The sequence below is a fragment of the Thalassovita sp. ABM4_323 genome (assembly GCF_056158665.1).
Window position 1 is genome coordinate 1,063,375 of the sequence record NZ_JBSWTS010000007.1, and the last position, 11,770, is coordinate 1,075,144.

11 protein-coding genes are annotated in these 11,770 nt (G+C 62.9%); 5 read left to right on the forward strand and 6 right to left on the reverse strand.

Going from position 1 to position 11,770, the window contains the following annotated elements; all coding sequences use genetic code 11:
• The 3 genes from ACXADQ_RS07590 to ACXADQ_RS07600 form a co-directional block, all read right to left on the reverse strand.
• Positions 1 to 381: a VOC family protein gene (locus ACXADQ_RS07590; protein ID WP_475318047.1), complete on the reverse strand. Its 381-nt coding sequence runs from the start codon at positions 379 to 381 to the stop codon at positions 1 to 3.
• A gap of 63 nt (positions 382 to 444) precedes the next feature.
• Entirely contained in the window at positions 445 to 1,263 is an 819-nt protein-coding gene (locus ACXADQ_RS07595; RefSeq protein ID WP_475318051.1) for a hydroxypyruvate isomerase family protein, read from the reverse strand.
• A gap of 28 nt (positions 1,264 to 1,291) precedes the next feature.
• Positions 1,292 to 1,882 (reverse strand): DUF1285 domain-containing protein, encoded by a 591-nt coding sequence (locus ACXADQ_RS07600; RefSeq protein ID WP_475318056.1) that lies wholly within the window; start codon positions 1,880 to 1,882, stop codon positions 1,292 to 1,294.
• Between the two features lie 69 nt (positions 1,883 to 1,951).
• Between ACXADQ_RS07600 and ACXADQ_RS07605 the strand changes: the two genes are divergently transcribed.
• The 4 genes from ACXADQ_RS07605 to ACXADQ_RS07620 are packed head-to-tail and all read left to right on the forward strand — an operon-like array spanning position 1,952 to position 8,614.
• Positions 1,952 to 2,959 (forward strand): AAA family ATPase, encoded by a 1,008-nt coding sequence (locus tag ACXADQ_RS07605; protein ID WP_475318062.1) that lies wholly within the window; start codon positions 1,952 to 1,954, stop codon positions 2,957 to 2,959.
• Entirely contained in the window at positions 2,956 to 3,831 is an 876-nt protein-coding gene (locus tag ACXADQ_RS07610) for a DUF58 domain-containing protein (RefSeq protein WP_475318066.1), read from the forward strand. The genes ACXADQ_RS07605 and ACXADQ_RS07610 overlap by 4 nt, the downstream gene beginning before the upstream one ends.
• Positions 3,828 to 6,575: a DUF4159 domain-containing protein gene (locus ACXADQ_RS07615; RefSeq protein WP_475318073.1), complete on the forward strand. Its 2,748-nt coding sequence runs from the start codon at positions 3,828 to 3,830 to the stop codon at positions 6,573 to 6,575. Before ACXADQ_RS07610 ends, ACXADQ_RS07615 begins: the two co-directional genes overlap by 4 nt.
• Positions 6,572 to 8,614 (forward strand): hypothetical protein, encoded by a 2,043-nt coding sequence (locus tag ACXADQ_RS07620; RefSeq protein ID WP_475318079.1) that lies wholly within the window; start codon positions 6,572 to 6,574, stop codon positions 8,612 to 8,614. Before ACXADQ_RS07615 ends, ACXADQ_RS07620 begins: the two co-directional genes overlap by 4 nt.
• On the opposite strand, the gene ACXADQ_RS07625 is transcribed toward ACXADQ_RS07620, so the two are convergent.
• The 3 genes from ACXADQ_RS07625 to ACXADQ_RS07635 are packed head-to-tail and all read right to left on the reverse strand — an operon-like array spanning position 8,611 to position 10,155.
• Complete coding sequence (locus ACXADQ_RS07625; RefSeq protein ID WP_475318083.1) at positions 8,611 to 8,970, reverse strand: hypothetical protein; 360 nt, start codon at positions 8,968 to 8,970, stop codon at positions 8,611 to 8,613. The genes ACXADQ_RS07620 and ACXADQ_RS07625 overlap by 4 nt on opposite strands.
• A gap of 12 nt (positions 8,971 to 8,982) precedes the next feature.
• The gene (locus ACXADQ_RS07630; protein WP_475318089.1) at positions 8,983 to 9,726 is read right to left on the reverse strand and encodes a DUF599 domain-containing protein; all 744 of its coding nucleotides are present in this window, start codon (positions 9,724 to 9,726) and stop codon (positions 8,983 to 8,985) included.
• Positions 9,727 to 9,744: 18 nt separating this feature from the next.
• The gene (locus ACXADQ_RS07635; RefSeq protein ID WP_475318094.1) at positions 9,745 to 10,155 is read right to left on the reverse strand and encodes a CopD family protein; all 411 of its coding nucleotides are present in this window, start codon (positions 10,153 to 10,155) and stop codon (positions 9,745 to 9,747) included.
• Between the two features lie 119 nt (positions 10,156 to 10,274).
• On the opposite strand from ACXADQ_RS07635, the gene ACXADQ_RS07640 reads away from it, so the two are divergent.
• Positions 10,275 to 11,708, forward strand: a complete 1,434-nt coding sequence (locus tag ACXADQ_RS07640) for an FAD-linked oxidase C-terminal domain-containing protein (protein WP_475318098.1) — start codon at positions 10,275 to 10,277, stop codon at positions 11,706 to 11,708.
• Positions 11,709 to 11,770: the final 62 nt, after the last annotated feature.

Consider the following 11,770-nt stretch of genomic DNA (forward strand, 5'->3'; position numbering starts at 1 on the left):
TTAGTCCTTGAATGCAAACAGCCCGATGGTGTTTCCGTCGGGATCGGTCGCATAGAAATACGCGCCGGTCGGAATTTCAATATCCGGGCTTTGGACAGTGCCGCCCGCAGCCGTCAGACGGGCGCGCGTGGCCGCAAGCGTATCGGGCACGAGAAAGTGGATGACATTGCCGGTTCCGGCGGCGGCAGGGGTGCCCTGCACCAGGTGGCCCGCCACGCCCGGATCGCCCGCATAGCCGAACACGGCCATTGGTTCGGGGCCCATGTCAGTGGTGATCTGCATGCCGTTTTGCAGCACCTCGGCATAAAAGGCGGTGGCTTTTTCCAGATTGCTCACGCGGATTTCAGACCAGACGACGGCGTCTTTGGGGGTAAAGGTCATTGTAAATGCTCCATCAGTTTGTTGATGAAGCCGGTATGTCATACCCCTGCTGACAGCATACTGTCAGGAGGATTTGAGCGTGGGCGATTTTATCCAGTCCAGCCCGTCCTCGGTGCGCTGGGCGGGGAAATATTCACCGCTGACATGGCCGTCATAGCCTTCGGCGTCCAGCTGCGCGAAGAAGGCCGGATAGTCGATGGCGCTCTTGTTGGGTTCGTGCCGCCCTTCGGCGCTGGCGACCTGAATATGACGCGCGCGGTGGCCATGTTTCGCCCATGCGGCGGGCATATCCCCGGTGATTTTGTGGGCATGGTAGGCGTCAAATTGCAGGGCCAGGTTGGGGGCGTTGATCTGGTCCAGAATGGCGGCGGCCTGGTCGAAATCATTCAGGAAGTAGCCGGGCATGTCTTGCGAATTGATCGGCTCGATCAGCAGAGATTGGCCGGGGGCGCGTTTGGCTGCCCAGCGCAGGTTTTCGATATAGGTGGCGTGGGCGGCTGGACCCTGGGCGAGGCCGGCCATGATATGGATGTGGTCCGGGTTGAGCTGGGCGGCGTAGTGCAGTGCGGTTTCGAAGGAGGATTGGAAATCCTGTTGGCGGTTGGGCAAGGCAGCAAGGCCGCGATCACCTGCGGCCCAGTCGGGGGCCGGGGTGTTGATCAGCGCAAGTTCGAGATCGGATTCGGTGAGGGCTGTGGCAAGGGTTTGAGCGGGGGCCGCGTAGGGGATCAGAAGTTCGACGGCGTCGAAGCCGGCGCGGCGGGCGGCCTGGAACCGCTCGAGTAGCGGGTGTTCGGTGAAGAGCAGGGTCAGATTTGCGGCGAAGTTCGGCATGTTTGGAAGTGGGGGATCGCCCCCCTCGGGCAGCGCCCGCCCGCCCACCCTGCTGCCCTCGGGGGGCGATGGGCGGTCAGGACAGGTCAGCGGATGGAATGATGGGGAAGAACTGACCGCCCGACCAGAGGCCGAACCAGTCGGTTCCGTTGATAGGGTTATGTGCGCCCAGATCGACCAGGCGGTAGAAGCTTTTGCGGTCGATCAGGGCCTCGAGGTTGGCACGAACGAGGACATAGGGGGAGGGTTCGCCGGTTTCAGGATCGCGGGTGACACGGATGGGAGCGTCGGGCCCGGCGGTGGTTTGATCGCCCACATTGGTGTGAAAGGTCAGGGTCTGTGTCTCGCCCTCGCCTGTGACATCGAAGTCGACAGCCAGGAAAGGGGCGTCCTCGACGGTGATGCCCACTTTTTCCACGGGGGTGACCAGGAAATACTTGTCATCATCCTTGCGCAGAATGGTCGAGAACAGGCGCACCAGTTCGGGGCGGCCAAACGGGGTGCCCAGGTAGTACCAGGTGCCATCGCGGGCGATACGAATGTCCAGATCGCCACAAAACGGGGGATTCCACAAATGGACGGGGGGCAGGCCCTTGCCCTTGCTGGCTGCCTTGGCGGATGCAACAAGACTATTTGCCGATGGTTTCACGATCATTTGTTCGCTCATTGTTTTTGCCATTTCCCGTCAGCGCGATACACTCTGATTAAACGATATAGTTTGCGCAGGAGTTTTGCCATGACCGATCACGCCGAGCTGGTGGCCAAGATTGAAAGCGTCGAGGAAAAGCTGGCCGAGGCCAAGGGCTCGATCACGCGGCGGTTCATCGGGCAAGAGCAGGTGGTGGACCTGACGCTGTCGGCCCTGTTGTGTGGCGGGCATGGGTTGCTGATCGGTCTGCCGGGGCTGGGCAAGACACGGCTGGTAGACACGCTGAGCACGGTGATGGGGCTGCATGGCAACCGCATTCAATTCACGCCTGATCTGATGCCTGCGGATATTCTGGGCTCTGAGGTGCTGGATTCGGATGAGGATGGCAAACGCTCGTTCCGGTTTGTGCCAGGGCCGGTGTTTTGTCAGCTTTTGATGGCCGACGAGATCAACCGTGCCAGCCCGCGGACGCAATCGGCGCTGTTGCAGGCGATGCAGGAAAAACACATTACCGTGGCAGGCGAGGATCGTGTGCTGGGCACGCCCTTTCACGTTTTGGCCACGCAGAACCCGATTGAACAAGAGGGCACCTATCCGCTGCCCGAGGCTCAGCTGGACCGGTTCCTGGTGCAGATCGATGTGAGCTATCCGGATCGTCAGACCGAACGCGATATCCTGCTGGCCACCACCGGGGTGTCCGAGGACGCCGCGCACGAGGTTTTCACCGCTGCCGAGTTGCTGGAGGCGCAGGATCTGCTGCGTCGGATGCCGGTGGGCGACAGCGTGGTCGAGGCGATTTTGGATCTGGTGCGCGCCTTCCGCCCTGATGACGACAGCGCCGATGAGCGCGTCAAGCAGACCGTCGCCTGGGGTCCGGGGCCGCGTGCAGCGCAGGCGCTGATGCTGACGGTGCGCGCGCGGGCGATGCTGCAAGGGCGTCTTGCCCCCTCGATCGAGGATGTGCGGGCCATGGCGCGCCCTGTCCTGTCCCACCGGATGGCGCTGAACTTTGCCTCGCGGGCGCGGGGCGACAGCCTGGCCGATCTGATCGACACCACCGCCACCCGGATCACCCGGGTGGAGGCCGCTGCGTGAGCACGCCTCAGCATCTTCGTGCGCGGGCCGAGGATCAGGCCGCGCGCCTGCCACCGCTTTTGGCGCGGGCCGAGCATCTGGCGGGGACCGTGCTGTTGGGTGAACATGGCCGACGTCGTTCGGGTCTGGGCGATGATTTCTGGCAATACCGGCCGGTGCAGCCGGGCGATAGCCGCCGGATGATCGACTGGCGCCGGTCTGCGCGCGGTGATGCGCAATATGTGCGTGAACGCGAATGGCAGATCGCGCAGAGCGTCATGCTGTGGGTGGATCAGGCGGCCTCGATGCGGTTCGCGTCGGGCAAAGAGCTGCCGGAAAAGATCGAACGCGCCCGCGTGCTGTCCTTGGCGATCGCGATCCTGCTGGTCCGGGGCGGCGAGCGTGTCGGGCTGACCGGCACAAACCTGCCGCCGCGTCGGGGCAACAACCAGATTCTGCGCCTGGCCGAGTTCTTTAGCGTCGATTCCGATGACGACTACGCCGGGCCCGAGGCCCGCGCGATGATCCCGCATGCCCGTGCCGTCTTCATGTCGGATTTCATGGGCGATGTGACGGCTGTGCGCCAAGCGCTGACCAAAGCCGCAGATCGCGGTGTGCGGGGGGTGCTGTTTCAGGTTTTGGACCCGTCAGAAGAGGCGTTTCCCTTTACCGGGCGCACCGTGTTCGAAAGCATGGGTGGGTCGCTCAGGCACGAGACGCTGAAGGCTGGCGATCTGCGTGACCGCTATCTGACACGACTGGCGGGCCGCAAGGACGAGCTGTTGCAGCTGTGTCGCGCCACCGGTTGGCAGTTTCACACACATCATACAGGTGACAGCGCACAGGCCGCGCTGTTGTGGCTGTGGCAAGCGTTGAACAGGGGGACAGCATGATCCTTGGCCCCATAGGTTTCGCAACCCCGTGGTTGCTGTGGGCGCTGGCACTGCTGCCAGTGCTGTGGCTGATCCTGCGCGCCGTACCACCAGCACCGATCCGGCGGCGCTTCCCCGGCGTGGCGTTGCTGTTGGGGCTCAGCGATGACGATACGGTCACGGATCGTACGCCCTGGTGGTTGCTGCTGTTGCGGATGTTGGCGGCGGCGGCGGTGATTATCGGGTTGGCAGGGCCAGTGTTGAACCCCGAACCGGATCGGTCTGGCTCGGATTTGCCGCTGCTGATCGCCATGGACGGGGGCTGGACCGGCGCGCAAGACTGGAGCGCACGTCGGGAACAGGCCGCGCAATTCCTGGTCGAGGCTGGTCGCGAAGGGCGCCCCGTGGCGGTCCTGCAACTCAGTGATCCGCAGACACCGAATTTCCAACCGGCCGAGGCCTGGCGTGGGCGCTTGCCAGGGTTTGATCCTCAGCCATGGGAGCCCTCGGCGCCCGCTGTTCTGACTCAACTACAAGACCTGCAAACCAATGCGTTCGAAACGTATTGGCTAAGCGACGGGGTGGCGTGGGACGGACAGGCTGCGGTGATGGACAGCCTTGAAAGCTACGGTCCCGTACGGGTTTTCGAAAGCGGCCGCGCAGTGGTGGCCCTGCATCCTGCGGTATTTGCCGAGGAAGGGATCGCGCTGGCCGCCAGTCGCTCGGTGCCTGGACCTGCGCGTGAGGTGCAGATCGCGGCCCATGGGCGGGATCCCAACGGTGTTCAGCGTGTGCTGGCCCGTATGCCCCTGCAGTTCGAGGACACGGAAACCAGGGCCGAGGGCGTCTTGGTTTTGCCTGCGGAACTGCGCGCGCGAGTCACCCGGTTCGAGATCGAGGGCCTGCGTTCGGCCGGGGCGGTGGCCCTGACCGATGACAGCCTGCGCCGCCGCGAGGTTGCGCTGATTGCTGGCCGGGATGACCGCGAAGGGCTGGAGCTGCTGGCCCCGCTACACTATCTGACCCAGGCCTTGAATCCCACGGTCGAGTTGCTGGAGTATCCGCTGATGGAGGTGATCCCGGCCAATCCGGACGTGATTGTGTTGGCAGATGTCGCGACCCTGTCCGACGCGGAAGAGGCCGCATTGCTGGAGTGGACGGACAAGGGCGGGTTGCTCTTGCGCTTTGCCGGGCCCAAGCTGGCCGCCAGCGATGTCAGCCGCAGCGAAGAACATCCGCTGATGCCGGTGCGTCTGCGCTCGGGCGGGCGCAGTGTGGGGGGCGCGATGAGCTGGGGCGAACCCAAGGCACTGGCCCCCTTCGCCGAGGATAGCCCCTTCAACGGATTGGAAATTCCCGGCGATGTGCGCGTGTCCTCGCAAGTTCTGGCGCAGCCCGATCCGACGTTGGCGGACCGGGTGATCGCGCAACTCAGCGATGGGTCCCCGCTGGTGACGCGCAAACCTATCGGGACTGGGCAGGTGGTGCTGTTCCACGTCACCGCCAATGCGGAGTGGAGCACGCTGCCTTTGTCCGGCCTGTTCGTGCAGATGCTGGAGCGGCTGGCGGTTTCCTCGTCGGTGACCCAGCCCGAAGCCGCAGAATTGGACGGCACCGTATGGAAGCCCGTTCAGGTGATGGATGGCTTTGGCCGGGTCGATGATGCGGGAAATCTGCCGGGTGTGGATGGTCCGATGTTGGTCAGCGCGCCGCTGGGTCCTGATCTGCGCCCCGGTATCTATCAGCACGAGGATCGCCGGATCGCGCTGAACGCAATGACGGGCGCGCGCGTGTTGCAGCCGTTTGACTGGCCGGCGCGTATTCCTGTTGCCGGTATGGCGCTGTCAGATGAAAGACCCCTGGCAGGCTTTGTTCTGGCGGCAGCGATCGCGTTGTTGATGGCGGATATCGTCGCCTCTCTGGCGCTGTCCGGCCGCCTGATCGGCGCGCGCGGGGTCGCGACGGTTTTGGTGCTGGCGGTGATGCCGCTGGACGCCAAGGCCGACGATATGCGCGCGGTGACGGCCACCTCAGAGGTCATCCTGGCCTATGTGAAAACAGGGGATACCCGTCAGGATGAGCTGTCCGCAGCCGGGATGCTGGGCCTGTCGGATGTGTTGTTTTTCCGAACCTCTGTTGAGCCCGGACCACCCATCGGCGTGGATCTGGAACGCGACGAACTGGCCTTTTTCCCGATGATCTATTGGCCGATCACGCCGGCGCAACCGATCCCGTCAGACGACACATATGCCAAGCTGAACCGCTATTTGCGCGCGGGGGGAATGATCCTGTTTGACACGCGCGACGCGGATATTGCGCGCAATGGCTCGGCCGCCAGCCCCAATGGGCGCAAACTGCGAGAGCTTGCCGGGCCGCTGGATATTCCGGCGCTGGAACAGGTGCCCCAGGACCATGTGGTCACGCGCGCGTTCTATTTGCTGCAGGATTTCCCCGGGCGGTTCAACGGTCGCGATGTCTGGGTCGAGGCCGCGCCCCCAGATGCCGAACTGGTCGAGGGCATGCCGTTTCGCAATCTGAACGATGGGGTGACACCGGTGGTGATTGGTGGCAATGACTGGGCTGCGGCCTGGGCGACTGACCAGCAAGGAAATCCTCTGTACCCGGTCGGGCGCGGCTATGCGGGCGAGCGGCAACGCGAGCTGGCCTATCGGTTCGGGGTCAATCTGGTGATGCATGTGCTGACGGGGAACTATAAGTCCGATCAGGTCCATGTGCCCGCATTGTTGGATAGGTTGGGGCAATGAGCTCGGTTGTATTTGATCCTCTTCTGCCTTGGTCGGCGCTGACTGCGCTGGCTGTATTGGTCGCGCTGGGGATAGGGCTGGCGCTGTGGCGCGGCTTGGCTGGATGGGCGATGCGGGCCTTGGCAGGTATGGTTGTCTTGGCTGCTTTGTCAGGCCCCAGCCTGCGCCAAGAGGATCGCGGCGCCCTGACGGATATCGTTCTGTTGCTGGAAGACCAGTCCGCCAGCCAACGCTTGTCGGACCGCCCCGCGCAGGTGAGCACCGCCGCAGATGTGATGGAGGCTCGTCTGGCCGCGCGCCCGAATACCGAAGTGCGACGGATCTCGGTTTCGGACGGTCAGGATAACGCGGGCACGTTGCTGATGTCGCGTCTGGCCGAGGTGCTGGCACAAGAGCCCAATGGCCGCATCGCAGGGATTGTCGCGCTGACGGACGGGCAGGTGCATGACATGGACCGCGCGCCCGATTTGCCCGCGCCGTTTCATGTGCTTTTGTCCGGTCAGCCGCAGGATTGGGACCGCCGCCTGATCGTCGAAAACGCCCCGGCTTATGCGATCCTGGGCGAACAGATCACCTTGCGCGTTCGGATACAGGATATGGGTGCGGCGCCTGGCGATGTGACCACGAATATCGAGCTGTCGATTGATGGTGAGGACGCCGGCGTATATGAGGTTCCGATTGATCGCCCGATCGAGCTGCCCCTGACGTTGGATCATGGCGGGCGCAATGTGATCCAGTTCACTTTGCCCAAGGCCCAAGGCGAACTGACCGACCGCAACAACAGCGCCATCGTGCAGATCAACGGGGTGCGCGACCGGTTGCGTGTTCTTTTGGTCAGCGGCGAGCCGCATCCGGGCGGACGGACCTGGCGGAACCTTCTGAAGTCCGACAGCTCGGTTGATCTGGTGCATTTCACCATTTTGCGCCCCCTTGAAAAACAGGATGGCGTGCCGGTGGATGAGCTATCGCTGATCGCCTTCCCCACGCGCGAGCTGTTTCTGGAAAAGATCGATGATTTCGACCTGATCATCTTTGACCGCTATAAACGGCGGGGGATTTTGCCGTCTATCTATCTGGATAATGTGCGCAGCTATGTCGAAAAAGGGGGGGCGGTACTGGTCGCGGCTGGCCCCGATTTCGCCAGCGCAGATTCGATCTTCCGCTCGCCCCTGTCCGCGATTGTGCCCGCAGCGCCCTCGGCCCGGGTGATCGAGCAGGGATACCTGCCACGTGTCACCGAACTGGGTGAACGTCACCCAGTAACAGCGGGCTTGTCCCCAGAAGAGGGGGCGGCGTGGGGCCGTTGGATGCGGCAGGTCGAAGTGGTTCCAAGTGCAGGGAACGTGGTGATGGCCGGGTTCGAGGATAAGCCCCTGCTGGTGCTGGATCGTGTGGGCGAGGGGCGCGTGGCGCTGTTGGCGTCAGATCAGGCCTGGCTGTGGGATCGCGGGTTCGAAGGTGGTGGTCCGCAGTTGGAACTGCTGCGCCGTCTGGCTCATTGGATGATGAAGGAACCCGAGTTGGAAGAAGAGGCCCTGTGGGCCGAACCGGTCGGCCAGTCGATGAAGATCATCCGCCGCTCGTTGACCCCAGATGTGGGCGAGGTCGAGATCACCACTCCGTCGGGCGATGTGACCCGCGCGCCGTTGGTCGAGGTGTCGCCCGGGCGGTTTGAATTGGACTATGAAGGGCCGGAAATCGGTCTGTATCGGTTGGTGAATGGCGACCAAGAGGCGGTGATCGGTCTTGGTCCCTCGGCCCCCAAGGAATTCGAGGCAACGATTGCCAGCGCCGAAGCCTTGGCCCCAGTGATCGAGCCCATGCGTGGTGGTGCGCTCAGGATCAGCGACGGGCTGCCCAGCGTGCGCGATGTGCGTGCGGGTCGGCCTGCCTCGGGGCGTGGCTGGATCGGGTTGACCCCGCGCGAGGCCTTCGAGACGCTGAATGTGGTGCACGTGCCGCTGATGCCGGCGTGGCTGGTGATGCTGCTGGTGATGGCGCTGACGGTTGGGGCTTGGCTGCGCGAGGGCCGGCGCTAGGGGCGCAGCTCGACCCGGGTCATCGTTTTGGACCAGCCTTCGATTGAACAGCGCGGGCGGACAAAGATCACGCGCTCTCCGTCCGGGACCATCACGTTGAACAGCGACCTGGTAAAGGGCTGTTCCTGCACATGCGGGTGCATCAATTCGCGATAGCCCAGCCGATTGCCCTGCCTGTCCAGGATTTCCCAGCCGTCCGCGTAATGATCCCAGCCACTGTCAGGATGCGACAGCGTCACCGTGATCCGCCAGCCCATGCCCGCGCGCTCGGTCTTGACCTTCTCCACGATAGGTTCGTCAGCCAGGGCGGGGGTGCACAGGCTCCAGATCAGGGGAATGGCAAGCAGGCATTTCATGCGGCTATCCTATCAATTGGTGTCAGGCCTGTCCTTTGACGATCGCGTGTGTTCCCTCACATCTGTGGTGGAAATCAGTACCGAGCGCGAGCGGGATGCGAATTCGCGCCGCCACAGGACCGCACAGGTGATGACCACAGCAGCGATCAGCGGGATTTCTCCGAGCAGCCAGGCGGTGGAACCCAGCGCGAAATAGACCGAGCGCAGCCCTTGATTATAGCTGCGCGCCCCGGTGATGTTGATCTCGCCCGCTTTGGCGGCACGGGGCAGGGCGACGGGATCAGAAGGATCATTGGGCACCGCCCCCATCAGCACGGCGCAATAGCCAAACAGACGGTGCGACCAGACAAATTTCAAAAAGGCGTTGGTCAGGAAAACCATCGCCACCATCAGCTTGACCTCCCACACGAACTTGGGATCGCGTGAGATAGACAGATCCTGGGCCAGCCCGACCAGTTGTTCTGCGTTGGCGATGGCGGCCAGCACGCCTCCGATGGCCAGCATTGCCGCCGAGGCAAAGAACGAGGTTCCCTGGCGCAGGGTTGAAAGCGTCTGCGCGTCGAAAATCCGGGGCTGGCGCGTCACCATCTGGCGCATCCATTCGCGCCGGTATTCGCCCATCAGCATCGAAACCGACGGCCGTTTCGAGTTCGGATGATCAATCAGCCAGCCAATCCCCAGCCAGGCCCCAAACAGCAGGCCGACCGCGATCAGGTCCAGCAAGGAAAAAAGGGAAAGACGCTCGGCCCAGTTCATGGTTGGACTATGCCATGCTTAGAACGGTTTGACCACGACGACCCACAGGATGGCGATGGCTCCGAAGACGCTGACCTCGTTGAAAATCCGCAGGAACAGGTCGGATTCTTTGAACACGCCCGCTTTGGCGCGCATGACCAGACGGCCGGTCCAGATGTAGTGTAGCGCCAGCGCCGCGACCAAGGTCAGTTTCAGGTGCGCCCAGGCGGGCCAGCCCAGATCATGCGCCAGCCACAGGCCTGTCGCCAGTGCGATCACCGCCAACCCGGCCGAGAATTGATAAAGCCGGATGGTCAGGTCGCCCAGCGGGCCGAACTCGCCCAGACGGTCGTATTCGCGTTTCCAATAGATCAACGCGCGCGGCACTGCGAAGATCGAGGTCATCCACCCCATCACGCAGAGAATATGTATGATTTTCACCCATTCCATGCACCCTTGATGGCCTGCGGACGGGCCTAGTGCAAGATGCCGCAGAAGGGCTTTGTAAAAAGAATTGCGTGGCCGGGCAATATTGGTTATATATTTTTACCAATTCAGGAGGTCCCGCCATGGAAATGCCGAAGCCAGACCCGCTGGTGTTGAAAAACAAGGTGCAATTGGTCAATCGACTGCGCCAAGTGCTGCCCGAAGGCGCCGTAATCCACGACGAGTCTGAAACGCGCGCCTATGAGTGTGACGCGCTGACGGCCTATAAATGCCCGCCTTTGTGCGCGGTGTTGCCGTCCTCGACCCAAGAAGTATCGGATGTGCTGCGGATTTGTCATGAAATGGGTGTGCCCGTTGTGCCGCGGGGGGCGGGGACCTCGCTGGCGGGTGGGGCGCTGCCGACGGCCGATTGCGTGATCCTGGGTGTTGCGCGGATGAACGCGGTTTTGGAAACCGACTATGACAATCGCTTTGTCCGGGTGCAGTCGGGCCGCACCAATCTGAGCGTCACCGGCGCGGTCGAGGAAGAGGGCTATTTCTATGCGCCCGATCCGTCCAGTCAGCTGGCCTGTGCGATTGCCGGAAATATCGCGATGAACTCGGGCGGGGCGCATTGCCTGAAATACGGGGTGACGACGAACAACCTGATGGGCGTCACCATGGTGATGATGGATGGAACCGTGGTCGAGATCGGCGGGGCGCATCTGGATGCTGGGGGACTGGACCTGCTGGGCGTGATTTGTGGGTCCGAGGGGCAACTGGGTGTGGTAACCGAGGCAACCTTGCGGATTTTGCATAAACCCGAGGGCGCGCGGCCCGTGCTGATGGGCTTTGACGATATCGTGGTGGCCGGCGAATGCGTGGCCGACATCATCAAGGCAGGCGTTCTGCCCGTCGCGATCGAATTCATGGACCGCCCTTGTATCCGCGCTACCGAAGCCTTCGCTGGCGCGGGCTATCCAGATTGTGAGGCGCTGCTGATTGTCGAGGTTGAGGGCAGCGAGGCCGAGATCACCGAGCAGCTGGACCTGATCCTGGACATCGCGCGCTCGCACAATCCGGTGGAACTGCGGGAAAGCACCAGCGCCGAGGAGAGCGCGGCGATTTGGCTGGGCCGCAAGTCGGCGTTTGGCGCGATGGGGCAGATCAACGACTACATGTGCCTGGATGGAACGATTCCGGTCAGTCGGCTGCCCTATGTGCTGCGCCGGATTGGGGAGATGTCCAAGGACTATGGGTTGGACGTGGGCAATGTGTTCCATGCGGGGGATGGGAATATGCATCCTCTGATCCTGTTTGACGCCAATAAGCCGGGCGATCTGGAACTGTGCGAGCGGTTCGGGGCCGACATTCTGCGTTTGTGTGTCGAGGTGGGCGGGTGCCTGACCGGCGAGCACGGCGTGGGGATCGAAAAGCGCGATCTGATGGTGGATCAGTTCGCGCCTCAGGATCTGGAGATTCAGATGGCGGTGAAAGACGTGTTCGATCCGGCCTGGTTGCTGAACCCGGCGAAGGTGTTTCCGCTGGACGCGTCGCGGGCACGGCGGGCGGGGTAGGGGGCGTTGCCCCCTCTGCGCGGTGCGCATTCACCCCCAGAGTATTTAGGAAGCAAAGAAGA

Bases quoted from the DNA above. Each gene is read 5' to 3' on its own strand.
- ACXADQ_RS07590 (WP_475318047.1), bottom strand. From the start codon at position 381: ATGACCTTTACCCCCAAAGACGCCGTCGTCTGGTCTGAAATCCGCGTG.
- ACXADQ_RS07600 (WP_475318056.1), bottom strand. From the start codon at position 1,882: ATGAGCGAACAAATGATCGTGAAACCATCGGCAAATAGTCTTGTTGCA.
- ACXADQ_RS07605 (WP_475318062.1), top strand. From the start codon at position 1,952: ATGACCGATCACGCCGAGCTGGTGGCCAAGATTGAAAGCGTCGAGGAA.
- ACXADQ_RS07615 (WP_475318073.1), top strand. From the start codon at position 3,828: ATGATCCTTGGCCCCATAGGTTTCGCAACCCCGTGGTTGCTGTGGGCG.
- ACXADQ_RS07620 (WP_475318079.1), top strand. From the start codon at position 6,572: ATGAGCTCGGTTGTATTTGATCCTCTTCTGCCTTGGTCGGCGCTGACT.
- ACXADQ_RS07625 (WP_475318083.1), bottom strand. From the start codon at position 8,970: ATGAAATGCCTGCTTGCCATTCCCCTGATCTGGAGCCTGTGCACCCCC.
- ACXADQ_RS07630 (WP_475318089.1), bottom strand. From the start codon at position 9,726: ATGAACTGGGCCGAGCGTCTTTCCCTTTTTTCCTTGCTGGACCTGATC.
- ACXADQ_RS07635 (WP_475318094.1), bottom strand. From the start codon at position 10,155: ATGGAATGGGTGAAAATCATACATATTCTCTGCGTGATGGGGTGGATG.
- ACXADQ_RS07640 (WP_475318098.1), top strand. From the start codon at position 10,275: ATGGAAATGCCGAAGCCAGACCCGCTGGTGTTGAAAAACAAGGTGCAA.